The sequence below is a fragment of the Burkholderia mycopellens genome (genome assembly GCF_964265025.1).
Taxonomy (GTDB): Bacteria; Pseudomonadota; Gammaproteobacteria; order Burkholderiales; family Burkholderiaceae; genus Burkholderia.
The window spans coordinates 2,388,008-2,413,245 of sequence record NZ_OZ183802.1 but is presented as its reverse complement, the minus strand read 5'-3'; the positions used below and the strand labels follow the sequence as shown (position 1 = coordinate 2,413,245).

The window sequence follows — 25,238 nt, the reverse complement described above, 5'->3', positions numbered from 1 at the left end:
CGCCGATGATTTCAATCGAGGAACTGCAGCGCATCACCGATGCGCCGCTGCATTCATGGCTCGGCACGCTGGCCGTGTCCGTCATCGTCTTGCTGGTCGTCACGGTCGTGCACCGTCTCGGCGCACGCATCGTCAAGCGCATCGCGCAGCCGTATCCGCTGATGAGCGCGATCCTGCGCTACATCGACAGGCCGTCGCTCGTCGTGCTCGCGCTGCTGGCGCTCGAATTCCTGTGGGTCCAGGCCGACGACGGCATGTCGTTCGTGCGCGGCATGCGCACGGCGGCGGCGGTCGGCTCCATCATTTCGCTCACGTGGCTGCTGGTGCGGCTCGCGGCCGGCGTCGGCGACGCCATCATCCAGGCGCATCCGATCGATACGGCCGACAACCTTCAGGCCCGGCGCATCCATACGCAGGCCAAGGTGCTCGTGCGGACGGTGATGGTGCTGATCGTGATCATCGGCACCGGCGCCGCACTCATGACGTTCCCGAACGTGCGCCAGGTCGGCGCGAGCCTGCTGGCGTCGGCCGGTGTTGCGGGCCTGGTCGCCGGTATCGCCGCGCGGCCGGTGCTCGGCAACCTGATTGCCGGGCTGCAGATCGCGCTGACGCAGCCGATCCGGCTCGACGACGTCGTCGTGATCCAGGGCGAGTGGGGGCGCATCGAGGAAATCACCGGTTCGTTCGTGTCGGTGCGGCTGTGGGACCAGCGGCGCCTCGTCGTGCCGCTGCAATGGATCATCGAGAACCCATTCACGAACTGGACGCGCAACAGCTCGGAAATCATCGGCACGGTCTACCTGTCGGTCGACTACCGCACGCCGCTCGCGCCGCTGCGCGAGGAACTCGCGCGGCTCGTCCACGCGGCACCCGAGTGGGACGGTCGCGTGCAGGTGCTGCAGGTGACCGACGCGACGGAACGCACGATGCAACTGCGCGCGCTCGTCAGCGCGGCCGATTCGTCTTCATGCTGGGACCTGCGCTGCCGCGTGCGCGAAGGGTTGATCGCCTACCTGCAGGACCGCTATCCGCAATGCCTGCCGCGCAGCCGGATGGAACTGTATCCGCATGATTCCGCGCCAAATGCGCCGAATCCCGAACGGCCGCACGCGCGGTCGCCTGCCGCCAGTACGGCGGCCCATACCGCGGCCGACCCGCGGGCCACCGAAGGCCGCTGACAGCGGCCCGCATGCTCACCGTCCCTCGTCATGACCGCGCTGAACACGCTCGCCATCGCCAATTACCGCTCGCTGCGCGAGCTGATCGTGCCGCTCGCGGCGCTCAACGTCGTCACGGGGCCGAACGGCAGCGGCAAGTCGAGCGTGTACCGTGCACTGCGGCTGCTCGCCGATACCGCGCAGGGGCGCGTGATCCCTTCGCTCGCCCGCGAAGGCGGGTTGCCGTCGACGCTGTGGGCCGGCCCCGAGCGTTTCTCCCGGGCGATGCTGGACGGCGATGCACCGGTTACCGGCACGGTGCGCAAGGGGCCCGTGAGCCTGAAGCTCGGCTTTGCCTGCGACGATTTCGGGTATTCGATCGATCTCGGCATGCCGATCCCGAGCAGATCGCAGTTCTCGCTCGATCCGGTGGTCAAGCGCGAGTGCATCTGGGGCGGCACGCCGTTACGCCCGTCGACGTTGCTGGTCGACCGGCAGGGCGCGCAGATCCGCGCGCGCACCGCGTCGGGCGAATGGCGGACGATTCCGCAGCCGGTCGCCAGCTTCGACAGCATGATGACCGAATTCGCCGATCCGACCGGCGCGCCCGAGATGATCGCGGTGCGCGAGCGGATCCGCTCGTGGCGCTTCTACGATCACTTCCGGACCGATGCGCAGGCGCCGGCGCGGCAGTCGCACATCGGCACCCATACGCCGGTGCTCGCGGACGACGGCGCCGACCTGGCCGCCGCATTGCAGACGATCCGCGAAATCGGCGACGGCGCGGCACTCGATGCGGCGCTCGACGACGCGTTTCCCGGTGCGTCGATCGAGATCGACAATCCGGGCGGCCGTGGCCGCTTCGACGTGCTGATGCGCCAGCCGGGGCTGCTGCGGCCGCTCGCGGCGGCCGAGCTGTCGGACGGCACGCTGCGCTACCTGCTGCTCGCGGCTGCGCTGCTGACACCGCGGCCGCCGGCGCTGATGGTGCTGAATGAACCGGAGACGAGCCTGCACCCCGATCTGCTGCCGGCGCTCGGCCGCCTGATCGCGCAGGCGGCGCAGCGTTCGCAGGTGCTCGTCGTGTCGCACGCCGCGCGGCTCATCGCGACGCTCGAGCGCGAGGCCGGCTGCGAATCGCTGGTGCTCGACAAGCAGCTCGGTGCGACGCGGCTCGTCGATGCCGAGACGCGCGACCTGCCGGCATGGAAGTGGCCGTCGCGCTGACAGGCAGGGTGGCCTGCGTCCGGGCTCGATCGTCGCATCAAGGGGCGGATCGGCCCGACTGGCGGAATGTATCCTGCCTGTAACAACTTCCATAAAATGAAAGACGGGCGGTTCCGGGCACCGGGATCGCGAATAATGAAGGGATATCCGGCTGGCCCCGTGCCGGCCATGCGCCGCATGGGGGCGAGCGGGGCGCGAAAGCGTAGAGGCCCGCCGGCCGTGCCGCAACGGACAGGACACAGGAGACGTGGACCATGAGAATTGCCCAGATCGCGCCGCTGACCGAATCGGTGCCGCCGAAGCTGTACGGCGGCACGGAGCGCGTCGTGTCCTACATCACCGAGGCGCTCGTCGAGCTCGGCCATGATGTGACGCTGTTCGCCAGCGGCGATTCGACGACGCGGGCGAAGCTCGAGGCGGTCTGGCCGCGCGCGCTGCGGCTCGACGCGTCGATCCGCGACCGGGTCGCGCCGCACATGCTGCTGATGGAGACGGTCGCGCGCCGGGCGATGGACTTCGACGTGCTCCATTTCCACATGGACTACTACTCGTTCTCGGTCTTCAACCGGCAGGAGACGCCTTACGTGACGACGCTGCACGGCCGGCTCGACCTGCCCGAGCAGCAGCCGGTGTTCGACACGTTCAACACGGCGCCGGTGATCTCGATTTCGAACTCGCAGCGCCAGCCGCTGCCGCAGGCGAAATGGCTGACGACCGTCTACCACGGGCTGCCCGATACGCTGTACATGCCGCAGCCGGTCGAGCCGCGCTACCTCGCGTTCCTCGGCCGCATCTCGCCGGAGAAGCGCGTCGACACGGCGATCCGCATCGCCCGCCAGTGCGGGCTGCCGATCAGGATCGCCGCGAAGATCGACGCGGCCGACCAGGAATACTTCGAGCGCGAGATCAAGCCGCTCTTCGCATTGCCGCACGTCGAATTCATCGGCGAGATCGCGGATCACCAGAAGGCCGAATTCCTGTCGGGTGCGCATGCGCTGCTGTTTCCGATCGATTGGCCGGAGCCGTTCGGCCTCGTGATGATCGAGGCGATGTCGTGCGGCACGCCGGTGATTGCGTTCAATCGCGGCGCAGTGCCCGAAGTGGTGGACGAGGGCGTGTCGGGTTTCATCGTCGAGGATGAAATCAGCGCGGTGGCCGCCGTGAACCGGCTGCACCTGCTGCCGCGTGCGCGCGTGCGGCAGCGCTTCGAGGCGCGCTTCACGTCGCGCCGCATGGCGCAGCAGTATGTCGACGTCTACCAGTCGGTGATCCGTGCGCAGAAACGCTCGCGCTTCAAGGTGATCGACTCGACGACCTGACGCGCGCGGTGCACGGCGCGCGCGGATAAAAAAACGGCGATGCCCGCAAGGACATCGCCGTTTGCGCATCGCCCGCGCGCCGCGCGCACGGGCGGTGCGCCAGCGTCAGATCTTCAGCTTCGTGACTTTCGTACCGTTGATCGATACGTCGCCCATCAGGCCCGCGTTCGTCAGCACGACGACCTGGACCGGTGCGGTGGCCGTGGTCGTGTCGACCGCGCCGTTCGCGCCCATCTTCACGAGCGCGACCGACGCGCCGGCGCCGGCTGCCCAGCCGTCCGAGCCGCGGAATTCGTCGAGCGCTTCCTGCGTCATGAACAGGAACACGATCGCCTTCGACTGTGCACCGGCCTGCAGGCCGACCGACAGCGACGACGTGTTGTAGTAGCCGACCGTGCTGCCGCCGACGCGCAGTGCTCCATTGCCGGACTGGCCGCCGACGATGAAGCCGGCCTGGATGACGTCCGGGAAGACGAGCACGCCGCGCGACTTCGCGACGAGTTCACGCGAACCCTTGACCGTGGAGTACATGCGCGACAGCGTGGCGTCGACGCTCGAGTCGATTGCCTGGCGCTTCGACGCGTTCGTTGCGGCGTTGTCCGGCTTGTCCGGGGTGGTGGTGCAACCGGTGAGCGCGAGGCTACCGACGATGAGCGCAGCGGCGGCTTTCAGCACAAGATTCCGTTTTTGCATCGTTCTTCTCCATCGGATGATGTTCGGAGTGAGTCTCGCTCAGGGAGCGGATCACGTCGGCAGTTATATCACAGCGGATTACAGCCTCTTTTCGTTGCGACGTGAAAAAGCGTCAAATCGCTCGAGGATGTCGCGGCGCGCCAACGGACGAACCGGCGCCCGCATGGCGACGTCACGTCGGCATGCGGGAAACACGGTGGTCGATCGGACTGCGGCGCCTGCCGCGTGCATCAGTGCGTGACGGGCGGAACAGGCGGCTTGATCGGGGGGCGGCGCAGCGCGCGGCGGATCAGCGCGATCACGACCCCGCACGCGAACAGGAACGCGGCCGGCACGACCCAGTAGCCGACGAACGCGTGCCACAGGTAGCTCGCGAGCGTGCTGCGACGCACCACGTATTCGTCGCGGGCCGCCTGCTGGCGCGGTGCATTGGCGGCGAGCACGTCGGCCGGGCAGCCGGCCGCGCGCGCCTCGTCAGGATCCCCGTGGCACTTCGCGGCGGCGTCGGTTCCCTGCTGCGCGTCGGTGAGCTGCCAGGTGGTCAGCGCGAGCTGCAGGTCCGCCTTGTTGTACGCCATTTCCTCGCGGATTTCGCGCACGGCGACGATCGCAACGGGCACGGCCCAGAATACGATCACGATCAGCCAGCGGCGGAACCAGCGGTGTTGTCTCCATGCCATCCATGCCTCCGTTTGACGCGCGTGCGCGTCTGTCTCGAGGGCGGCCCGATGGCGCTTCTTGTACTTGGATGGGCCGCGTTGCAGCCATCATAGAAGAAAACGCGGCGAATTGCCGCACCATGTGGCGGCGCCGGTACGGCAAGCCGGGAAAGCGGGGCAGGTGGCGTGGTAAAAGCGCGGGGGCGGGGCGCGTCGATGCGCGTGCAACGAAAACAAAAATGCCGCGCCCGCCGAAGCGGTGCGCGGCATTCGATACGGGAGCGCCGGAACTCAGGCTGCCGGCTGGCTGCTCAGGCAGCTCTTCATGAACGCCTTGCGGTCGTCGCCTTTCTTGCCGGTGGCCTGCGTGTTGCACGCCTTCATCTTGTCCTGCTGCGACATTGCCTTCGCGGGCTTCGCCGACAGGCAGTCCTTCATGAACGCCTTGCGTTCGTCGCCCGTCTTGCCGGTTGCCTGGGTGTTACAGGCTTTCATCTTGTCCTGCTGGCTGTTCGCCGCGAACGCGGGGGAAGCCAGCATGCCGCCGAGAAGCACTGCGGCTACGAGCGATTGGATTTTCATTTCGACACTCCCATGGGGTGAATTGCGTGTTATCGACGCCGTCACGAAGCACCGCGCAATGAAGTTGGGGCCGCATCGCACAGCGCGCTCCGATTATGGCAAATCAATGTGAAAACACCAAAACGGCACTTTCTATAACGTTGCGGACACCACGGCCGTTGACGGCACGTGGTGCCGGACGATCGGGATAAACCATGATGATGTGCGGCGGCCAGCCTCGGTCACCGTACCGGAACCTGCCGGATCCCGGCCGCAAGCCTTTACAATCGCGGCCATGAATACTCCGAATTTCGCATTCCGTTCGTCCGCGGCGGCCCTGCCGCGCATCGCCGTGCTCGCCACCGGCGGCACGATCGCCGGCGCCGCGCCCGACGCGGCCAGCACGGCCGGCTACCAGGCCGGCGCGCTCGGCGTCAATTTGCTGGTCGACGCGGTGCCGGCGCTCGCGTCCATCGCGCGCATCGACGCCGAGCAGATCGCCAGCATCGACAGCAAGGATCTCGCGCCGCCGCTGTGGAATACGCTCGCCGCGCGGATCGACGCGCTGATGGCCGATCCGGCGGTCGACGGCATCGTGATCACCCATGGCACCGACACGCTCGAGGAAACCGCCTATGCGCTGCACCTGGTCGTCAACGGCGACAAGCCGGTCGTGTTGACGGCCGCGATGCGCCCGGCGACCGCGCTGTCGTCCGACGGCCCGCTGAACCTGCTGAACGCCGTGACGGTGGCCGCGCATCCGTCCGCGCGCGGGCAGGGCGTGCTGGTCGCGTTCAACAACCGGATCCACGGCGCGCGCGACGTCGTGAAGACGAGCACCTATGCGGTCGACGCGTTCCAGTCGCCGGAACTCGGCGCACTCGGCTGGGTGCAGGATGGCCGGGTCGAATTCGCGCGCCGCGTCACGCGTTCGCGCGACACGCAACTGGCGATCGCCGCCGCGTGGCCGCCCGTCGAAGTTGTCGCGAGCTACGCGGGCGTGACGCGGACGGCTGTCGACGCGCTCGTCGCGGCCGGCGTGCGCGGACTCGTCGTCGCGGGCACGGGCAACGGCTCGATCCATGCGACGCTGCAGGCGGCGCTGGCCGATGCGGTGAACGCAGGTGTTGCAGTGGTTCGCGCGTCGCGCGTCGGGTCGGGGCACGTGATGCGCAACGGCGCCGCGAACGACGATGCGCTCGGCTTCGTGAGCGCAGGGTCGCTGAACCCGTTCAAGGCACGCGTGCTGCTGATGCTCGCGCTCGCGAACGGCATTCATGGCCGCGACGAACTGCAACGCATGTTCGATACGTTGTAACCGGCGGATTGATCGCGCAGCCCGGGCCGCCGCCGCGCGTCACCATGAAAAAAGCAGGCCGATGGCCTGCTTTTGTCGTATCAGTCCGGCGGCAATGCTCAGGACTGCGGCGGAATCACGAGCTTCTGGCCCGGGTAGATCCGGTCCGGGCTCGACAGCATCGGCTTGTTCGCCTCGAAGATCGCCGGGTACTTGTTCGCGTCGCCATAGACTTCCTTGGCGATCGCCGACAGCGTGTCGCCCGGCTTCACGTCGTGGTACTGCACTTCCGGATCGTCCGGTTGCAGATCGTCGTCGTTGACGCCCGCGACACCCTGCACGTTGCCGGCCGCGACCTTGACCTTGGCCTTCGTGTCGAGGTCGGCGACGCTGCCCGACAGCGTCACGGTGCGCGATGCGCCGTCGAACGCGACGGTCAGGTTCGACGTATCGAGACCCTGCGTGTTGATGTAGTTCTTGATGGCATCGGCCGCGGTCTGGTTTGCGGCATTCGGATCTTCCGCTGCTTGCGCATCGGCATGACCCAGCAGTTTTTCACCCGCCTCTTTGATAAACGAAAGAAGACCCATCGTTGCACTCCTTTGGTGGTTGAAAAGAAAACGCGCCATGAAGTGGCGAAAAAAACACCGCGCTGGGCGCGGTCACCGAAGTGACCGCAAGCGCGGCGGTTTTCTCGAAAGGCGTGGCGAAAGTGTAGGCGTTCATGACGACGATTGCATGAAAAATCGCACGCTTGAACGTAAAGAAATGTAATACGCGAAATCCGACAGGCGGACACCCGACGACGACGTCTGACCGACCAAGGCTTCCCCGGCGTCGCCGGGTGCCGCTGCGGACCCCACCGCGCCGCTCTCAGCCCAGAGCGGCGTTTTTCGCCCCGTTCCGCATGCCGTTGGCAGTGCAGGGCGGGGCGCCCCACCGTGATGCGCGAATGTGCCGCGCATCGATGCGACCGGCCGGGCCGGTCACGTATGTCTGTCGCGCGCCTCCGCCATCGCAGCGGAAACGCGCATCGCCGCAGCCGCGTCAAGCGTCCGGCGTCTGGCCGATCTCGAAGTTCGACATGATCTCGAGCGCACGCACGAGTGCCGAGTGATCCCATGCCTTGCCGCCGTGCGATGCACACACGCTGAACAGCTGCTGCGCGCTCGCCGTGTGCGGCAATGCGAGGCCGAGCTTGCGTGCGCCGTCGAGCGCGAGGTTCAGGTCCTTCTGGTGCAGTTCGATGCGGAAGCCCGGATCGAACGTGCGCTTCGTCATCCGCGCGCCGTGCACTTCGAGGATGCGCGATGCGGCGAAGCCGCCCATCAGCGCCTGGCGCACGCGCTCCGGATCGGCGCCCGAACGCGCGGCGAACAGCAGCGCTTCGCCGACCGCCTCGATGTTCAGCGCGACGATGATCTGGTTCGCGACCTTGCAGGTCTGGCCCGCGCCGTTGTCGCCGACGAGCGTGATGTTCTTGCCCATCTTCTCGAACAGCGGCTTCGCGCGCTCGAAGGCCGCTTCCGGGCCGCCGACCATGATCGTCAGCGTCGCTTCGCGCGCACCGACTTCGCCGCCGGACACCGGCGCGTCGAGGTAGTCGCAGCCGAGTGCGTTGATCTGCTTCGCGAATTCCTGCGTGTCGAGCGGCGAGATCGAGCTCATGTCGATCACGAGCTTGCCGGCCGTCAGGCCCTTCGCGACGCCGTCGTCGGCGAACAGCACGTTACGCACGTCCGGCGTATCCGGCACCATCGAGATGATGATGTCCGCGTTCCGTGCGACTTCGGTCGAGTTCGCGACGACCTTCGCGCTCGTGCGCAGGTCGTCCGGGATCGGGAACGCGCCGTTCACGACGAGCTGGTGGTCGCCCTTGAGCAGGTTGCGCGCCATGTGCGCGCCCATGATGCCGAGGCCGATGAAACCGATGGTTGCCATGTGAAAGTCTCCTATGGGGCTGAAAACGGGAAGGGCGCTACTCAGGCCGCGCGACGCGCGGAGCCCGGTGCGCAGCCGGCGACGCCTTGCAGCCAGCCGAGGCCTTCCGTCGTGGTGGTGCGGGGCTTGTATTCGCAGCCGACGTAGCCGTTGTAGCCGAGCCGGTCGAGCAGTGCGAACAGGAACGTGTAGTTGATCTCGCCCGTGCCCGGCTCGTTACGGCCCGGGTTGTCCGCGAGCTGGACGTGGCCGATCGATGCGAGGTTGCGTTCGATCGTCGCGGCCAGTTCGCCTTCCATGCGCTGCATGTGATAGATGTCGTACTGCAGGAACAGGTTGTCCGAGCCGACCGCGCGGATCACGTCGAGCCCTTCCGACGAGCGGTTCAGCGCGAAGCCCGGGATGTCGAAGCTGTTGCACGGCTCGACGAGCAGGCGAATGCCTTCGCGCTTGAGCGCGTCGGCGGCGAAGCGCAGGTTGTCGACGATCGTGACGAACGTCTTGTCGCGCGCCGTGCTGGCCGACGGGATGCCGACGAGGCAGTTCAGCTGCGGCACCTTCAGCGCCTTCGCGTACTCGATCGCCCGGCCGACCCCTTCCTGGAATTCGCCGACGCGGTCGGGCAGGCACGCGATGCCGCGCTCGCCCTGGTCCCAGTTGCCCGCGGGCAGGTTGTGCAGCACGAGGCGCAGGCGATGCGTCTCGAGCCGCTCCGCGAGTTCCTCTTTCGCGTATGGATACGGGAACAGGAACTCGACGGCGTCGAAGCCCGCGTCGGCGGCCGCCTTGAAGCGGTCGAGGAACGGCACTTCGTTGAACAGCATGGTCAGGTTTGCAGCAAACTTCGGCATGAGCTAAGCCTCTTCGGTCGGTCAGTCAAAAATGTCGTGCGGTTCAGTCGAGCATCGAGATCGCGGTCGGCGCGTGCTCGGCCTTCTCGGCGAGATCCTCGAATTCGTTGATCGCGTCGATTTCGGCGCCCATCGAGATGTTCGTCACGCGCTCGAGGATCACCTCGACGACCACCGGCACGCTGAACTCCTCCGCGAGCGTTTGCGCCTGACGCAGTGCCGGCTCGATCTCTTCCGGCTTGAACACGCGCAGCGCCTTGCAGCCGAGGCCTTCCGCGACGGCCACGTGGTCGACGCCATAACCGTTCAGTTCCGGCGCGTTCACGTTGTCGAACGCGAGCTGCACGCAGTAGTCCATGTCGAACGCACGTTGCGCCTGGCGGATCAGCCCGAGGTACGAGTTGTTCACGACGACGTGCACGTACGGCAGCTTGAATTGCGCGCCGGCGGCCAGTTCCTCGATCATGAACTGGAAGTCGTAGTCGCCTGACAGCGCGACGATCGGGCGGCTCGGGTCGGCCGCACGCACGCCGAGCGCGGCGGGAATCGTCCAGCCGAGCGGGCCGGCCTGGCCGCAGTTGATCCAGTTGCGCGCCTTGAACACGTGCAGGAACTGCGCGGCGGCGATCTGCGACAGGCCGATCGTGCTGACGTAGCACGTATCGCGGCCGAACACCTTGTTCATCTCTTCGTACACGCGCTGCGGCTTGACCGGCACGTTGTCGAAGTGCGTCTTGCGCTGCAGCGTACGCTTGCGTTCCTGGCATTCCGAGACCCATGCGCTGCGGTCCTTCAGCTTGCCGGCGGCCTTCCATTCCTGGGCGACGGCGACGAACAGTTCCAGCGCGGCCTTCGCGTCCGACACGATGCCGAGATCCGGGCCGAACACGCGGCCGATCTGCGTCGGCTCGATGTCGACGTGCACGAACTTGCGGCCCTTCGTGTAGACCTCGACGCTGCCCGTGTGGCGGTTCGCCCAGCGGTTGCCGATGCCGAGCACGAAGTCGGACGCGAGCATCGTCGCGTTGCCGTAGCGGTGCGACGTCTGCAGGCCGACCATGCCGGCCATCAGCGGATGGTCGTCCGGAATCGCGCCCCACGACATCAGCGTCGGGATCACCGGCACGCCGATCGTTTCGGCGAACTGGACGAGCAGGTCTTCGGCCGCCGCGTTGAGCACGCCGCCGCCCGACACGATCAGCGGCTTGTCCGCGTCGTTGAGCATCGCGAGCGCCTTCTCGATCTGCGCGCGGGTGGCCGCGGGCTTGTAGACCGGCAGCGGTTCATACGTGTCGATGTCGAATTCGATTTCGGCGAGTTGCACGTCGATCGGCAGGTCGACCAGCACCGGGCCCGGACGGCCCGAGCGCATCAGGTGGAATGCCTGCTGGAACACGCGCGGCACGAGCGCCGGCTCGCGCACGGTGACGGCCCACTTCGTGACGGGCTTGGCGATGGATTCGATGTCGACGGCCTGGAAGTCTTCCTTGTACAGGCGGGCACGCGGTGCCTGGCCGGTGATCGCGAGGATCGGAATCGAGTCGGCCGATGCGGAATACAGGCCCGTGATCATGTCGGTGCCGGCAGGGCCCGACGTGCCGATGCACACGCCGATGTTGCCCGGGGCCGCACGCGTGAAGCCTTCGGCCATGTGCGACGCGCCTTCGACGTGGCGTGCCAGCACGTGGCTGATGCCGCCCGACTTGCGCATCGCGGAGTAGAACGGGTTGATCGCCGCACCCGGCACGCCGAACGCGGTCTGGATGCCTTCTTTCTCGAGCACGAGCACAGCGGCGTCGACGGCTCTCATCTTGGCCATGAATGTCTCCTTGAATGGGGTGGATCTTGCAAATGGGTCTGTTGGGGACACTTTAGGGATGCAGGAAAGGTTTGATAAGATCCGCCGAAGTCGCTTTTTTCGAAACTAAAAGTATGGAATGACGGCTGGGCGAGGCTGTTCGCCGGTGCCGGAACAGAGACGGAGACGGGAGATGGATCGCTTCAAGCAGATCGAGACGTTCGTGCGGGTGGCCGATGCCGGCAGCCTTGCGGCGGCAGCGCTCGAGGAGGGCGTGTCGCCGGTGGTGCTCGGGCGGCGCATCGACGCGCTCGAAAAGCGTCTCGGCGTGAAGCTGATGTACCGCTCGACGCGGCGCCTGGTGGTCAGCGAGGAGGGCGCCGCGTTCCTCGAGCGTTGCCGCGGTCTCCTGTCCGAATGGGACCAGGCGGAGAACGAGCTGGCCGCCGGGCGCCGTGCGGTCAGCGGGCACCTGATCGTGTCCGCGCCGGCCGCGTTCGGGCGCAAGCACGTCGCGCCGCACGCCCCCGGCTTTCTGGCCGACAAGCCCGAGATGCAGCTGTCGTTCAACCTGACCGACCGCGTCGTCGATCTCGTACGCGAAGGCTACGACCTGTCGATCCGGATCGGCGGCGCAGTCGATCCGAACTTCGTCGCGGTGAAGCTCGCATCGAACCGGCGCGTCGTGTGCGGAACGCCCGAGTATTTCCGCCGGCACGGCCGGCCGAAGTCGCTCGACGACCTGCTCAAGCACAACTGCCTCGCGTTCAACCTGCAGGGCGGGCAGAACCGCGGCTGGTATTTCCAGCGCCACGGCAAGATCGCGACGATGCGCGTGGCCGGCAATCTCGACTGCAACGACGGCGAACTGCTGCACCGCTGGGTGGCCGAGGGCCTCGGGCTCGGCTGGCGCTCGACGTGGGAAATCGCCGCGCAGCTCGAGACGGGCGAGCTCGAGACCGTGCTCGACGAGTATGCGTTGCCCGACTACGACATCCTCGCGGTCTACCCGCAGCAGCGCTACGTTCCGGCACGCGTGCGCTACTTCATCGACTACCTGCGCGCCGCTTACGCGAGCCCCGGCTACTGGAACACCACGCCGTAACCGGCGCGATCGGCCCCGGCCACCGGGCCGCCCGGCGTTTTTTTACGCTTCGGGCGCGCGGCGCGGGAATAAACTCGACGCAACGACGGTAATGTCATCGAGCGCGCGCGTTGCCGGTCTGTCCGGGTACCGTGCGCGCAACGGGCGCGGCTTCGGCCGCCGGGACCAGGGAGGCCATGTGGGGCAAGCCGGACAGGCGGTCGATGAGCGGTCGGCGGACGACGCGGTGGCGCGCGGCGAGCGGTTTCGCGCGCTCGTGCTGCCGCATCTCGACGCCGCGTACAACCTCGCGCGCTGGCTGAGCGGCAGCGCCAGCGATGCGGACGACGTCGTCCAGGACGCGTGCATGCGCGCGCTGCGCTTCGTCGATTCGTGTCGCGGCGACAACGCACGGCCGTGGCTGCTGACGATCGTGCGCCACACCTGGTACACGGAATGGCGGCGCCGCACGCATGCACACGAGGTCGCGCTGCCCGACACGCTCGACGACACCGACGTGCCCGACGACTGGCAACCGGCGACCGAGGATCCGCTCGCGCACCTGCTGCGCGGCGAGAATGTGCGGCTCGTGAATGAAGCGCTCGCGAAGCTGCCGCCCGAATACCGCGAGGTGCTCGTGCTGCGCGAGATGGAAGACCTGAGCTATCGCGAGATCGCGGCGATCGCAGATGTGCCGGTCGGCACGGTGATGTCGCGGCTCGCACGTGGCCGGCGCAAGCTCGCCGCGCTGCTGGGCGGCGCGCCGGCACCGGCGGCCGAAGGCAGGCCGGGCCGTACGCCGGCGGGCGGAACCGCATCGGAGGCTATCGATGGACTGTAACGAAGCGCGAGCGTTGCTGGACGCGGACGTCGACCGCGAGCTGTCGGCGCCCGACGCGTTGCGGGTCCAGCAGCATGTCGAAGGGTGCGAAGCGTGCCGCCGTGAACGCGCGCGGATCGTCACGCTGGTTCAGGCCGTGCGTCAGGCCGACTATCACCGTGCGCCGGATGCGCTGCGGGCGAGCATCCTCGCGAGCCTGCCGGCAGCGGCCGATGCGCCTGCACGCGAGCAGGCGCGGATGGAGCCGCAGCCCGAACCGCGGTCACGGCCGCAGCCGCGTCCGCGTAGCCGCCGCTGGTTCGCGTGGCTGACGGATCAAGGCGCAGCGGCACGCCCGGCGCCTGCCGGTGCGGGGCCGCGGGTCGCCGCGCTGCCCGGCCTCGGCTGGGGTGTCGCGCTGCTGGTGGCGCTCGCGGCGGCGGGCGGGATGGCATTGTCGGCGCGTCACGCCGACACCGACCGCACGGTCGACGAACTCGTGTCGAGCCACGTGCGGGCCGACTTGTCGGCGCGCGACATCGACGTGATCTCGACCGACCGGCACACGGTCAAGCCGTGGTTCAACGGCCGGCTCGACTATGCGCCGCCGGTCGAGGATCTCGCGGCGGACGGCTTCGCGCTGGTCGGCGGCCGGCTCGACTACGTCGGGCGGCGCCGCGTCGCGGTGCTCGTCTACCGTTACCGGCAGCACGTGATCGACGTCTACGTGCGGCCGGCCGGCGAAGGGCCGGGCACGCCGTACGCGACGGTGTCGCAGGGCTATGCGCTCGACCGTTGGGACGCGGCCGGGATGACGTGGTGGGCCGTGACCGACGCCGAGCCGCCGGCGCTCGCGGCGTTCAGGACCGCGCTCGATGCGCGGCTCGCCGGTACGCGCACCGAATGAGCGCGCGGCGGCGGGAGGAGGGCCCGCCGCGCGCTTCTGTTTCGACCCTGACCAGGAAAAGAGCCGAAGCGCGGCCCGCCCGCGCGGGTTCGCCTCTTCAAGTCTTTGAAAACATGGCCGAATCCGCGCGCGAATCGTCGATTGGCCTTGCATGCGCCCCGTATCCGGGTTAGAATCTTCGGCTTCTCACTTGCCACACCGGTTCAGACGCCCGGGTGGCTTCAATCCACAAGGAGTGTGTAATGCGTCATTACGAAATCGTATTCATCGTGCACCCCGATCAAAGCGAGCAAGTGCCCGCGATGATCGAGCGTTACAAGACCACGATCACGTCGCACGGCGGTCAGATCCACCGTGTCGAAGACTGGGGCCGTCGCCAACTGGCCTACATGATCGAGAAACTCGCGAAGGCTCACTACGTCTGCATGAACATCGAGTGCGACCAGACGACGCTCGACGAACTCGAACACGCGTTCAAGTTCAACGACGCCGTGCTGCGTCACCTCATCGTCAAGATGAAGAAGGCCGAAACCGGCCCGTCGCCGATGATGAAGGAAGTTCAGCGCGAAGAAGCCAAGAAGGCGGCTGCAGCTCAGCCGACCGAAGCGCAGGCTTAAGTTCGTCATTCATTAAGCCATCAAGGAGCGCGTCACTCACGTGAACAGGTTGCAATTGACGGCAAGCGTCGTCGAACGCGCGCCGGTGCGATATACGCCGGCTGGTGTTCCGATCGCAAGCGCCACATTGCATCACCGCACGGAAGTCGTCGAAGCAGGCATTCCCCGTCAGGTCGAAATGACGATCGAGGCGGTGGCGGCCGGTGAGGCGAGCGGCAGGCTGGAAAGTCGTGAAATGGGCGTCGAAACGCTGTTCACGGGCTTCCTGGCAAAGAAGAGCCGCAACGCGAGAACCTTGGTGTTTCACATCACAGCATTGCAGGACATTGGAAAGGACTGAAATCATGCCCCGCCCGACTGGTAAGAAATTCGACAAGCGTCGTCAGCAACAAAACCCGCTCTTCAAGCGCAAGAAGTTCTGCCGTTTCACGGCTGCAGGCGTCGAGCAGATCGACTACAAGGACACGGAAACGCTGAAGGACTTCATCGGCGAAAACGGCAAGATCACGCCGGCTCGTCTGACGGGTACGAAGGCGCACTATCAGCGTCAGCTGGATACGGCCATCAAGCGTGCGCGTTTCCTCGCGCTGCTGCCGTACACCGATCAGCACAAGGCGTAATCAGGCGACGCAATAAGGAGAATTCGAATGCAAATCATTCTGTTGGAAAAAGTCGCCAATCTGGGTAACCTCGGCGACATCGTCAAGGTCAAGGACGGTTACGCTCGCAACTTCCTGATCCCGAACCGCAAGGCTCGCCGTGCAACGAAGGAAGCGATCGCCGAATTCGAAGTTCGCCGCGCTGAACTCGAAAAGATCGCCGCTGAAAAGCTGGCGGCATCGCAGGCAGTCGGCGAGAAGCTGAACGGCCAGTCGTTCGAAATCACGCAGAAGTCGGGCGTTGATGGCCGTCTGTTCGGCTCGGTCACGAACGGCGACGTCGCGGAACTGCTGAAGAAGGCAGGTTTCGAAGTCGAGAAGCTGCAAGTTCGCATGCCGGAAGGCCCGCTGAAGATGATCGGCGAGCACAACGTTCAGGTCGCGCTGCATACGGACGTCATCGTCGACGTCACGATCAACGTGATCGGCGACCACGCGTAAGCGTACGCAAGCTTTCCGGGCGGCTTCCGTCGTCCGGACAAGGGCAGGCGTCCGGGCAACCGGGGCCTGCCTTTTTTATTGCCCGCTCGCCGGCGACTGTCTCTGGCGTCGTCGTAGGTTATTCGCGATAATCCCAACCCATGAACGCGCCGCAAGATCCTCAAATCGAATCGCTGAAAGTCCCGCCGCACTCGGTCGAAGCCGAACAATCGGTGCTCGGCGGCCTGTTGCTCGACAACGCGGCCTGGGACCGGATTGCCGACTTCCTGTCGCAGGGTGATTTCTACCGCTACGACCACCGGATCATCTACGAGCACATCGGTCGCCTGATCGCGTCGACGCGCCCGGCCGACGTCGTGACCGTGTACGAAGCGCTGACCACGTCCGGCAAGGCCGACGACGTCGGAGGGCTTGCGTACCTGAACGCCCTCGCACAGAACACGCCGAGCGCGGCGAACATCCGCCGCTATGCGGAAATCGTGCGCGACCGCGCGGTGCTGCGCCGGCTCGTGTCGGTTGCCGACGAAATCTCGGCCGATGCGTTCAACCCGCAGGGCAAGGAAGTCCGCCAGCTGCTCGACGAGGCGGAGTCGAAGGTGTTCTCGATCGCCGAAGAGGGCGCGCGCGGCAACCAGGGCTTCCTCGAGATCGGCCCGCTGCTCACGCAGGTCGTCGAGCGCATCGATACGCTGTACCACACGGCGAACCCGAGCGACGTCACGGGCACGCCGACGGGCTTCGTCGACCTCGACCGGATGACGTCCGGCATGCATGGCGGCGAACTGATCATCGTCGCAGGGCGTCCGTCGATGGGTAAGACGGCGTTCTCGATGAACATCGGCGAATACGTGGCGGTCGAGTACGGGCTGCCGGTCGCGGTGTTCTCGATGGAAATGCCGGGCACCCAGCTCGTGATGCGTATGCTCGGCTCGATCGGCCGGCTCGACCAGCACCGGATGCGGACGGGCCGCCTGACGGACGAAGATTGGCCGAAACTGACGCACGCCGTGCAGAAGATGAGCGAGGCGCAGCTCTTCATCGACGAAACGGGTGGCCTGAATCCGATGGAATTGCGCTCGCGCGCGCGGCGTCTTGCACGGCAGTGCGGCAAGCTCGGCCTGATCATCGTCGACTACCTGCAGCTGATGTCGGGTTCGTCGCAGGGCGAGAATCGCGCGACCGAAATCTCGGAAATCTCGCGATCGCTGAAGAGCCTGGCGAAGGAGCTCGACGTGCCGGTGATCGCGCTGTCGCAGCTTAACCGTGGCCTCGAACAGCGTCCGAACAAGCGTCCGGTGATGTCGGATTTGCGCGAATCGGGCGCAATCGAACAGGACGCGGACGTGATCCTGTTCATTTACCGTGACGAAGTTTACAACCCGGACAGCCCCGACAAGGGCACGGCCGAAATCATCATCGGCAAGCAGCGTAACGGTCCGATCGGCCCTGTTCGGCTCACGTTCCTGGGGCAATACACGAAGTTCGATAACTTTGCAGGGGCGCAGACGTTCTACGGCGAGTAACGCCGGTTGTAAAGCCCTAAATCGCCAAACGTTGTATCCAATCCCGGCGCGCGCATGTGCGCGCGTCGCGGCGCGACCGAAAACGGTACAATGTCGCCCGTTTTCGTGACAGTAGTTTGACAATCTCTCAGGAATCCCATGTTCGGTCGATTCATGCCCACCGAGGGCAAAAAATAACGTCCAGCAGTGTTTGATGAAGTCCGGGGAATATCGGTAAACCATTGATTGTTTGGAATTATTTTCCGTTCCCGTCCGGGGTCGTCCGGTGGTGAGAATTCGTATAAAATCCGTACGGACTTCATGCGAGGGGGCGCGGTGACGAAGGAAAGTATCCGGTCGAAGGCGGCACGTGCGAAGCTCGCGCCGCGTCGCGAACCGTATTGGGATCGAATCAGCAAAGGCGTGGGTGTCGGGTATCGAAAATCCGAAACCGGGGGCGGCACATGGATCGGCCGACGCAAGGACGACAATCGGAAATATCAGTTCAAGTCATTTGGAGATGATGTTCTCGAATATGACACCGCACGGAAGTTGGCCGAAAAATGGGCAGATGAACTGGCGTCGGGCGTGCAGCACGACAAACGCATTTCGACCGTTGCAGACGTGTGCCGTTTGTATGTAGAGAACCGTCGCGTCGAGAAGGGGGAGAAAACTGCCTACGACGCGCAAAAGAGATTTGAGCGCTTGGTTTATGGAAAACCAATTGGTGCGATTTTATTTTCGAAACTGCGCCCCATCGATGTTGAAAAATGGCGCAATGGTCAGTTGGATGATGATGACCCCGAGGACGAAGAAACGTACAATCGGGCTAAGGATTCCGTAAATAGAAACCTTAAATCATTAAAAGCCGCTTTCAATTATGGAAAGGATCGACTCAAACTTGTTCTAAGTGATGCGGGCTGGAAGGAGATTAATCAGTTTCCTGACGTTGCCTCACGCCGGAAGGGGTGGTTGACAGCTGAACAGCGCAATCGCTTGCTCGACACGATGCCGGGTGATTTACGTACGCTTGCGACAGCGCTACTATTAATTGGTGCTCGTCCGGGCGAAATCGCCAGCGCAAATGTCGCGGATTTTAACCGGGAAGCAGGCCTTCTCGCACTCAACGGTAAAACAGGGCGCCGTGACGTGCCATTGTCGAATCAAGCATGCAAGTTTTTCACGATGCAGGCAAAGGACAAGATCGGAAATGCGCCCTTACTCGCTACGGCAGACCTCCAGCGTTGGACCGCTCCTGTTTGGGGGCGAATGTTCAGGGAGGTTCGGGAAAAGGCGAGCCTGCCGGATGCCGTCCTTTACTGTATGCGCCACACGTACATCAGCGAGGCAATCGCGCAGGGGGTCGATGTGTATACGGTCGCAGAATTGACGGGTACTAGCGTCGAAATTATTCAATCGAACTACGGCACGTTGACGGACAATATTGTCGAACGCCTTAACCGGATTTCCATTCTGTAAAGAGTGAAGGACTGGCATCTGGAAAAAACCCGTATTGATAACTGTGGTCATCGGAATTGCCAACCACAAAGATCAACGGGCGCGGAGCGGAGCGTGATCCACGTCGCGGCGGCACGGTGCAAGTTATGTCAAGCATTGGGGGCATGACATTTTGTGGCGGCCGACGAAAAACCACTTCTTAAATTCCGAAAAACGCCACTCCAACATGAGTTGCGGGGTGGCTACGTATTTTTCGTGAAAGTTTTGAATATTCATCAGCACCATGTGTGAGGCGCGCAAGTGGGTATTTTAATACCCCCGATTTCGGTTAGCAGCTTCTATGCGAAACGTCAATGGCTTTCTATGTTCGCCGCTGAGAGCCTTCCCGTTCAGAAATGTCTGTTGTAAACGTCTCCGCATTTCCCTAAACTTGTACATATACGAAACGAACATTAGCTGTTGTGTACAACGAGGGCGTCAGCAATGATTTCCGGGAAGGTAGTCACGTACTTTAGGGTGTCGACGGCCAAGCAGGGTGTTTCGGGGCTTGGCCTTGATGCGCAGAAGGATTTGGTCACTCGCTACCTGAATGGCGTCACACCAATCGCGGAATTTACCGAAGTCGAAAGTGGTAAAAACAACGAGCGTCCCCAACTTCGCGCAGCACTGGAAATGTGCAAGAAGAAAAAGGCGACACTCGTAATTGCGAAGCTTGACCGCTTGAGCCGGTCCACCGCCTTTGTGTCGTCGCTGATCGAGGCAGGCACCGATTTCGTTGCGGCTGACAACCCGCACGCGAACAAGGTCATGCTGCAGATGTTCTCCGTTATGGCCGAGTGGGAGCGCGATCAGATCAGCGCTCGGACGAAGGCTGCGCTCGCAGCTGCGAAGGCGCGCGGCGTGAAGCTTGGTCAGGCCGGGTTCGCAAACTTGCAACCTGTGATCGCAGCACGTGAACAGGCAGCCAACGAGTTCGCGGTTGGTCTATCACGCGTTGTGCGGGGGTTTATCGCCGATGGGCTGACGCGTCGCGCAATCGTGAACGAATTGAACCGTTTGCAAATTCGCACGGCACGCGGAGGTGCTTGGTCACTGACACAGGTGCAGCGGCTCGTCACCCGCATCAACGGTTTGCAGCAGGCAGAAATCAAGCTGGCCGCGTGATCATCCCGCAAGGCGCGCGACGGTGAGCCATCGAGCGCGTATGGTGCAGCAGTGGTGCTGTCGTTATTTACGGGCGTCGCCCGAATTGGCTGCACGAACGAAAAGGGCGCAGCAAGCTATCCCCGGCGACCACTCGTCAGCCCGAAATGAGCAGAATTTCCGATGGCCTTCGCGTGCCGGGGTGGTCGAAGCGCCTGACGATTGTGCGCCGACCGATTGAATATTCGAGCGCTACGGGCGGGTTTTGATCATTTGAGCCGCGTCGACCTGTGCTCGCGCACCGCTGATAATTACACAGTGTGTACCCGCGCACGACGGAATACTCACTGCACGTGTGCCGAAAATACACACCTGCGGTGCGTCCGTTGAGCGTGCGCCGGTCCGCCGCCACGTGTGCTCACTGTTCGCGCAAAAAATAGACAAGCGCTACGCAGGCGTGGGCGTGTGCACGCCCGCCCGCCATGGCAAACGGATGCTCTATTTACTGCGCTGGTGCCTGTTCACTCCGACAGTGATCGCATCAGCGTCGCTTGTGCGATGGATAAATTGCGCGGGTGCTGGCTGTGTGCCGTGCGGGCCGCTTGCGTATCGAGTTGCCGTCGTGGCGGACAGCGAAAGCGGCCCATTATTTACTATGACGGCCCGGATGTCGCGACGCGCGCTGCACGGGGCGGCCGTGCGGTTTCATTCGCCGCCTTCCATGCTGTTCATTTCTTCGAGCAGGTCCGCTTGCTTCGTCACTGCGTCGAGCATGAAATCGTTGCTGACGGTTTGCAACGTTGAGCCGTTCGCAGCAACGTTGTGGTTCATGTAGTCAATCGTACCGTCGCGCCACTTGATCCACTCCCGCTGCATCTGGTTCAGAGCATCGATTGCTTTCGGGTCGTCCTTGCGGTGTGCAACCAGCTTGTTGTACGCCGCGTTAAGCCGCTTTTTCTGCATGCCGATTGCTTTGTCGTAACAAGCTGCCGTCTGGTCTTGATTCTGCGCGCGGTCGAAGCACGCCTTCACCGGATCGACCTTCGTTGGCATAGCTGCGTGTGCAGCGATGGAAAATGCCGATGCGGCGAGGAACGAGGCCACGAGATTTTTTTTCATGTTGATTACCCAACTTCACTGACACGAACAGATTTGGCGTCGCGGCGTGCTTCGACAAGCGTGCGGAACGCCTCCCGAACCTTCTCACCGTCACGAACGGCTTGGATTTTCACGATCGGTTTCACCACGTCGAAACCAACGACAAGGATGTTGCTCAGGCCGAAGAGGCGCAGGATAAAAGGCTGATCGAGCACCACGTCTTTGATCCGGTACAACTCCACTTCATGGAAACGCCGGGACAGGATGCCGTAGCGGTATCGAAAACGCTGATCGGTCAGTGTGTAGGACCGGCAGCGAATATCTAGGTATGCGACCGCCGCACGCACGATCGGAATGGCGGCCAGCGACAACGCGATGACGTGGAATTTGTCGGCTTCGAGCCCGACGAGCGTGCACGTTGCAGCTAGCAGAAAGCAGCCCAAAAAGAGCGGACCGTTCGTCCACTGCGACGGTCGCCCGCTCCACGATTGAATTTCTGTCATTGTTTGCTCGGTGTGAGTGGTTGCAGGAAGGGGGCGTTCAACGAATGGCTGAATACGCTTCGTCGCATTCCGGCGTCATACCTCCACCGAAGCCCAACATCGCGACGATCGACGCGATGGACTGAACCATTTTTCCCTTCGCTTCGGGTGCTGCACAGCGCTCGGCGACGGCTTGCGCGCCGACCTGCCGGACCGCCGCTCGCAGTTGGTTGCTTGATGTCGCCAGGGTTGATTCCAGATCATGTTTAGCCTTCGGCGTTTGCGCCGGGTCCTTCAACTCGGTCAGGCGCACGTAGGCAGTTCCGCATACCTTTAGTGCCGTGAGAATTTGCTGACAGGCTGGCGGGATGGTTTGCGCGTCAGCGGTTGCGAAAGTGATGCATGCGACGGTTGCAACGGCCAGCTTGGCAACCGTTGCTGTGGAATTTCGATTCATTTACTTGCCCCGAAAGGTTGGTTTTTTGGGGCAGCGGTGCTCACCGCTGCTTGCTGGAACAAAAAAATGATTCATCGCGGAAAATCGTGGAGGGTTTGAGAGCGATTGCGTAACCTGACGCCTGACTTTAAGGAGGTCAGGAGGAAGAATTGCTCGATCGCAAGGCGCTTCAGGCACTGGGTTGCTGGACGGGTTATCGGTTGGAGCGTGTGGAATGGCCGGAAGGCGAAGGCCGCACGCTATCGCTGTATCTGAAGCCGGTCAGCAAGGTCATGTACTGCGAGCAATGCGGTGCACGCTGCCAGCAGATCCACGAGACGACGGTTCGCCGAGTGCGTGATCTGCCGCTGTTCGAATACCGGGTGGTGTTGTATGTGCCTCGTCGCCGGGTCTGGTGTGAACGCTGCGGTGGCCCGCGACTGGAGAAGCTTGCATGGCTGGGCCGCTACCAACGAGTGACGGAGCGCTTCGCCAAGGCGTGCGAGAAGCTGCTACAGGCTGCCAGCGTGCAGGCGGTGGCGGCCTTCTACGATCTGGGCTGGCACACGGTCAAAGCGATCGACAAGATGTGCCTACGGGCGCGCGTGGCCGAGCCGGACTGGTCGACGATCCGCTATCTGGCGATGGACGAGTTTGCGCTGCATAAAGGCCACCGCTACGCCACGGTGGTAGTCGATCCGATCGGCCGACAAGTGCTCTGGGTGGGACCTGGACGCTCGCGCGAAACGGCTCGAGCCTTCTTCGAACAGTTGCCCGAAGGCGTTGCCGAGCGCATCGAAGCGGTCGCCATCGACATGACCACGGCCTATGAGCTGGAGATCAAGGAGCACTGCCCGCAAGCGGAAATCGTCTTTGACCTGTACCACGTCGTGGCCAAGTACGGCCGCGAAGTGATCGACCGGGTACGTGTGGATCAGGCCAATCAACTTCGACATGACAAGCCGGCCCGGAAGGTTCTGAAGTCCAGCCGCTGGCTGTTACTGCGCAACCGGCACAATCTGAAGCCAGAACAGGCAGTGCAGTTGAGGGAGTTGCTGGCCGCCAATCAGTCGCTGTTATGCGTCTACGTGCTACGCGACGAGCTCAAACGGCTCTGGTTCTACCGAAAGCCAGCCTGGGCGGACAAGGCTTGGGGGCAATGGTTCGAACAGGCCCAGCAAAGCGGGATTGCCGCCCTGCAAAAGTTCGCCGAGCGCTTGCAGGGCTACTGGCACGGAATCGTGACCCGCTGCCGCCATCCGCTCAATACCAGCGTTGTCGAAGGCATCAACAACACCATCAAGGTCATCAAGCGCAGGGCCTACGGCTATCGCGACGAGGAGTATTTCTTCCTCAAGATCCGCGCCGCGTTCCCCGGAATTCCGCGTTGAACCAAAAAAATGCCGACAGGGGAAGCATCGGCAAAAAGGTCCCGGCCTCCGAGGGCACGAGGATGGTTGCCGGAACCAGCAGAAAAGGAACACCCTGCATTACTGTGGATTTTCCGGACTGACTGAATCGCTCGTCGTTAGAAGCCGTTGCGAACGTGTCCCAACGAGTGCGGCCGGTACGCCCGCTTGAATGGTCCAAGGCGCGAGACTGGTCGCTACGAGCGTCATGCTCTTGATCGATACTCCATCCCCGATGTCGCTACCCGGTAGGACTATGGAGTAAGCATCGATGGTGACGTACCGGCCAATGCGGACCGGGGCGTTGTCGTCTTTGGATAGAGGCTTCGGCACACGTCCGAACAGGTCGTCCGGGGTATCATCGTCCGAGCTATAAATGTGGACGCCCGGTGATAGCTGGCAAAAATCGCCGATGTCGATTCCGCCGAGTCCGCTCAGGTGACATCCAGCGGCGATTTGGACGTTTCGTCCGATCGAGATACGACCAACTGCGGCGCAAAGAATGGTCGGGCCGTCGATGGTCACGAAATCGCCGATGTGGATGTTGTGCATCCCGATGAGCGTGCAGTTCTTTGCTATGCGCACGTTATGGCCGATGCTGCCGAACTTGGACGAGACGGCATCAGTTTCCGTCCAGTAGCCCGGATGGGGTTGGGCGCTGATCGAATCGGATTCGGGCGTCGTGTCGTTCATGGAATCCCCGTCGAAAAATTTCTGTTGTCGGACTTCGGCCAGCGCCGCGACGTGCGGTCGATGCAAAAAATAGCGTGCGAACAGGGCGCGGAGACCGTGATAGGTCGCACGTATAGCGAACTGAGGGCGTATATCGAATGTGTTCACGGGCCGTAACACGACCTAGAAATTCGCTGCCGCACATAATATACTCTATAACGAATAATATGTGTGGTGACGCCCTTCACGCTGCGGTGACGAAAACTGACACTCCCTCGACTACCGGGGAGGGCATCAGTCTTGAGCAACGCTGCACAACTAGCGAAATCCATTGGCGACGCCATTTCCGCTCGCCGGAAGGCGCTTGGAATGACTCAGGAAAAGTTGTCTGAACTCATCCAGATCGAGCAGTCGTCGCTATCGCGAATCGAACGAGGAACGTTGGTTCCGAATCTCGAACGATTGGCGGGGATTGCCGAAAAGCTCGACTGCCGTCTTGCCGACTTGTTGGGCGCTAGCGGAACTGGTGCAATGGATCGCGCGATCCGAATTCAGGAGCGGCTGGAGAAGCTGTCGCCAGCGCAACAGGAAGCATTCGAGAAATTGATCAACGACGCGTTTGAGTTGGTCGAAGCATCATCGCCAAAGAAACGTAGTGCGAGGGGAAGCTGATGCACGCCCCTGCGATTGGGAGGGGGGCGATTTCCAGTTCGCAAGCAAGCTGGCGGCTGTCCTGAAGGTGCCGGTGGCGTACTTCTGTGCCGACAACCTGGAGTTGGCGGAGTTGATTCGAACGTACGGGGTGCTTCCTAGTCGCTCAAAGGGGCGGCTACTGCGTAGCGCTCGCGAACTCGCAGGGATATAGTTCGGCGCGGTTTTTCTGTGTCGTTGCGGCCCATGCGCTTGTCAGGCACCTGTTGCGTTCCTGCAACGCACATCAAGAACTCTTTCGTACGCCAGTCCTGACTTTTTTGTAGTGCGATTTTTTCGCTCGACTTGTCAATTGC

Annotated in this window: 28 protein-coding genes; 16 read left to right on the top strand and 12 right to left on the bottom strand. The window is 63.4% G+C overall.

The window, feature by feature from the left end:
- Positions 1-5: 5 nt before the first annotated feature.
- From ACPTTC_RS11105 to ACPTTC_RS11095, 3 genes are all read left to right on the top strand, one after another.
- Complete coding sequence (locus ACPTTC_RS11105; RefSeq protein ID WP_423392513.1) at positions 6-1,178, top strand: mechanosensitive ion channel family protein; 1,173 nt, start codon at positions 6-8, stop codon at positions 1,176-1,178.
- Between the two features lie 30 nt (positions 1,179-1,208).
- Positions 1,209-2,384, top strand: coding sequence for an AAA family ATPase (locus tag ACPTTC_RS11100; protein WP_423392512.1), 1,176 nt, complete (start codon positions 1,209-1,211; stop codon positions 2,382-2,384).
- A 254-nt stretch (positions 2,385-2,638) separates the two neighbouring features.
- Positions 2,639-3,703 (top strand): glycosyltransferase family 4 protein, encoded by a 1,065-nt coding sequence (locus tag ACPTTC_RS11095; RefSeq protein WP_423392511.1) that lies wholly within the window; start codon positions 2,639-2,641, stop codon positions 3,701-3,703.
- A 105-nt stretch (positions 3,704-3,808) separates the two neighbouring features.
- Here ACPTTC_RS11095 and ACPTTC_RS11090 read toward each other — a convergent pair whose 3' ends face one another.
- The 3 genes from ACPTTC_RS11090 to ACPTTC_RS11080 form a co-directional block, all read right to left on the bottom strand.
- Complete coding sequence (locus ACPTTC_RS11090; protein ID WP_039367021.1) at positions 3,809-4,396, bottom strand: BPSL1445 family SYLF domain-containing lipoprotein; 588 nt, start codon at positions 4,394-4,396, stop codon at positions 3,809-3,811.
- A gap of 230 nt (positions 4,397-4,626) precedes the next feature.
- Positions 4,627-5,076: a hypothetical protein gene (locus tag ACPTTC_RS11085; protein WP_423392510.1), complete on the bottom strand. Its 450-nt coding sequence runs from the start codon at positions 5,074-5,076 to the stop codon at positions 4,627-4,629.
- A gap of 270 nt (positions 5,077-5,346) precedes the next feature.
- Complete coding sequence (locus tag ACPTTC_RS11080; protein WP_226196945.1) at positions 5,347-5,637, bottom strand: PsiF family protein; 291 nt, start codon at positions 5,635-5,637, stop codon at positions 5,347-5,349.
- Between the two features lie 274 nt (positions 5,638-5,911).
- Between ACPTTC_RS11080 and ACPTTC_RS11075 the strand changes: the two genes are divergently transcribed.
- Positions 5,912-6,934, top strand: a complete 1,023-nt coding sequence (locus tag ACPTTC_RS11075) for an asparaginase (protein ID WP_423392509.1) — start codon at positions 5,912-5,914, stop codon at positions 6,932-6,934.
- Positions 6,935-7,032: 98 nt separating this feature from the next.
- Here ACPTTC_RS11075 and lysM read toward each other — a convergent pair whose 3' ends face one another.
- The 5 genes from lysM to gcl all read right to left on the bottom strand — a co-directional run bounded on the left by lysM (position 7,033) and on the right by gcl (position 11,524).
- Positions 7,033-7,503, bottom strand: a complete 471-nt coding sequence (gene lysM / locus ACPTTC_RS11070) for a peptidoglycan-binding protein LysM (protein ID WP_021162125.1) — start codon at positions 7,501-7,503, stop codon at positions 7,033-7,035.
- Positions 7,469-7,639 (bottom strand): hypothetical protein, encoded by a 171-nt coding sequence (locus ACPTTC_RS11065; RefSeq protein WP_226196949.1) that lies wholly within the window; start codon positions 7,637-7,639, stop codon positions 7,469-7,471. The genes lysM and ACPTTC_RS11065 overlap by 35 nt, the downstream gene beginning before the upstream one ends.
- A gap of 321 nt (positions 7,640-7,960) precedes the next feature.
- Positions 7,961-8,869 carry a 2-hydroxy-3-oxopropionate reductase gene (locus tag ACPTTC_RS11060; protein WP_423393350.1) on the bottom strand — a complete coding sequence of 303 codons (909 nt, stop codon included), beginning with the start codon at positions 8,867-8,869 and terminating at the stop codon, positions 7,961-7,963.
- Between the two features lie 26 nt (positions 8,870-8,895).
- Entirely contained in the window at positions 8,896-9,705 is an 810-nt protein-coding gene (hyi, locus tag ACPTTC_RS11055; protein ID WP_423392508.1) for a hydroxypyruvate isomerase, read from the bottom strand.
- A gap of 43 nt (positions 9,706-9,748) precedes the next feature.
- The gene (gene gcl, locus ACPTTC_RS11050; RefSeq protein WP_175955927.1) at positions 9,749-11,524 is read right to left on the bottom strand and encodes a glyoxylate carboligase; all 1,776 of its coding nucleotides are present in this window, start codon (positions 11,522-11,524) and stop codon (positions 9,749-9,751) included.
- A gap of 172 nt (positions 11,525-11,696) precedes the next feature.
- On the opposite strand from gcl, the gene ACPTTC_RS11045 reads away from it, so the two are divergent.
- The 10 genes from ACPTTC_RS11045 to ACPTTC_RS11000 all read left to right on the top strand — a co-directional run bounded on the left by ACPTTC_RS11045 (position 11,697) and on the right by ACPTTC_RS11000 (position 20,155).
- Positions 11,697-12,608, top strand: coding sequence for a LysR family transcriptional regulator (locus tag ACPTTC_RS11045; RefSeq protein ID WP_226196958.1), 912 nt, complete (start codon positions 11,697-11,699; stop codon positions 12,606-12,608).
- Between the two features lie 178 nt (positions 12,609-12,786).
- Positions 12,787-13,428, top strand: coding sequence for an RNA polymerase sigma factor (locus ACPTTC_RS11040; RefSeq protein WP_423392507.1), 642 nt, complete (start codon positions 12,787-12,789; stop codon positions 13,426-13,428).
- Positions 13,418-14,314, top strand: coding sequence for an anti-sigma factor family protein (locus tag ACPTTC_RS11035; RefSeq protein ID WP_423392506.1), 897 nt, complete (start codon positions 13,418-13,420; stop codon positions 14,312-14,314). The genes ACPTTC_RS11040 and ACPTTC_RS11035 overlap by 11 nt, the downstream gene beginning before the upstream one ends.
- A gap of 242 nt (positions 14,315-14,556) precedes the next feature.
- Positions 14,557-14,931 carry a 30S ribosomal protein S6 gene (rpsF, locus tag ACPTTC_RS11030; protein ID WP_006402295.1) on the top strand — a complete coding sequence of 125 codons (375 nt, stop codon included), beginning with the start codon at positions 14,557-14,559 and terminating at the stop codon, positions 14,929-14,931.
- A 40-nt stretch (positions 14,932-14,971) separates the two neighbouring features.
- Complete coding sequence (priB, locus tag ACPTTC_RS11025) at positions 14,972-15,271, top strand: primosomal replication protein N (protein ID WP_011657069.1); 300 nt, start codon at positions 14,972-14,974, stop codon at positions 15,269-15,271.
- Between the two features lie 4 nt (positions 15,272-15,275).
- Complete coding sequence (rpsR, locus tag ACPTTC_RS11020; protein WP_006486248.1) at positions 15,276-15,551, top strand: 30S ribosomal protein S18; 276 nt, start codon at positions 15,276-15,278, stop codon at positions 15,549-15,551.
- 27 nt (positions 15,552-15,578) lie between these two features.
- Positions 15,579-16,031: a 50S ribosomal protein L9 gene (gene rplI, locus ACPTTC_RS11015; RefSeq protein ID WP_175955935.1), complete on the top strand. Its 453-nt coding sequence runs from the start codon at positions 15,579-15,581 to the stop codon at positions 16,029-16,031.
- Between the two features lie 140 nt (positions 16,032-16,171).
- Positions 16,172-17,554 (top strand): replicative DNA helicase, encoded by a 1,383-nt coding sequence (locus ACPTTC_RS11010; RefSeq protein ID WP_006486249.1) that lies wholly within the window; start codon positions 16,172-16,174, stop codon positions 17,552-17,554.
- 315 nt (positions 17,555-17,869) lie between these two features.
- Positions 17,870-19,012: a tyrosine-type recombinase/integrase gene (locus ACPTTC_RS11005; protein WP_423392505.1), complete on the top strand. Its 1,143-nt coding sequence runs from the start codon at positions 17,870-17,872 to the stop codon at positions 19,010-19,012.
- A 462-nt stretch (positions 19,013-19,474) separates the two neighbouring features.
- Positions 19,475-20,155 (top strand): recombinase family protein, encoded by a 681-nt coding sequence (locus ACPTTC_RS11000; protein ID WP_423392504.1) that lies wholly within the window; start codon positions 19,475-19,477, stop codon positions 20,153-20,155.
- 684 nt (positions 20,156-20,839) lie between these two features.
- On the opposite strand, the gene ACPTTC_RS10995 is transcribed toward ACPTTC_RS11000, so the two are convergent.
- Genes ACPTTC_RS10995 through ACPTTC_RS10985 form a run of 3 tightly spaced genes read right to left on the bottom strand, consistent with a single transcriptional unit; the run spans position 20,840 to position 22,171 of the window.
- Positions 20,840-21,253 carry a lysozyme inhibitor LprI family protein gene (locus ACPTTC_RS10995; RefSeq protein ID WP_423392503.1) on the bottom strand — a complete coding sequence of 138 codons (414 nt, stop codon included), beginning with the start codon at positions 21,251-21,253 and terminating at the stop codon, positions 20,840-20,842.
- Between the two features lie 5 nt (positions 21,254-21,258).
- Entirely contained in the window at positions 21,259-21,735 is a 477-nt protein-coding gene (locus ACPTTC_RS10990; protein ID WP_423392502.1) for a PH domain-containing protein, read from the bottom strand.
- Positions 21,736-21,772: 37 nt separating this feature from the next.
- Positions 21,773-22,171 (bottom strand): hypothetical protein, encoded by a 399-nt coding sequence (locus tag ACPTTC_RS10985; protein ID WP_423392501.1) that lies wholly within the window; start codon positions 22,169-22,171, stop codon positions 21,773-21,775.
- A 149-nt stretch (positions 22,172-22,320) separates the two neighbouring features.
- Here ACPTTC_RS10985 and ACPTTC_RS10980 point away from each other — a divergent pair, with 149 nt between their 5' ends.
- Positions 22,321-23,541, top strand: coding sequence for an ISL3 family transposase (locus ACPTTC_RS10980; RefSeq protein WP_423391749.1), 1,221 nt, complete (start codon positions 22,321-22,323; stop codon positions 23,539-23,541).
- Between the two features lie 99 nt (positions 23,542-23,640).
- Here ACPTTC_RS10980 and ACPTTC_RS10975 read toward each other — a convergent pair whose 3' ends face one another.
- Entirely contained in the window at positions 23,641-24,399 is a 759-nt protein-coding gene (locus tag ACPTTC_RS10975; RefSeq protein ID WP_423392500.1) for an acyltransferase, read from the bottom strand.
- Positions 24,400-24,531: 132 nt separating this feature from the next.
- On the opposite strand from ACPTTC_RS10975, the gene ACPTTC_RS10970 reads away from it, so the two are divergent.
- Positions 24,532-24,903: a helix-turn-helix domain-containing protein gene (locus ACPTTC_RS10970; RefSeq protein WP_423392499.1), complete on the top strand. Its 372-nt coding sequence runs from the start codon at positions 24,532-24,534 to the stop codon at positions 24,901-24,903.
- The last annotated feature ends 335 nt before the right edge of the window (positions 24,904-25,238 follow it).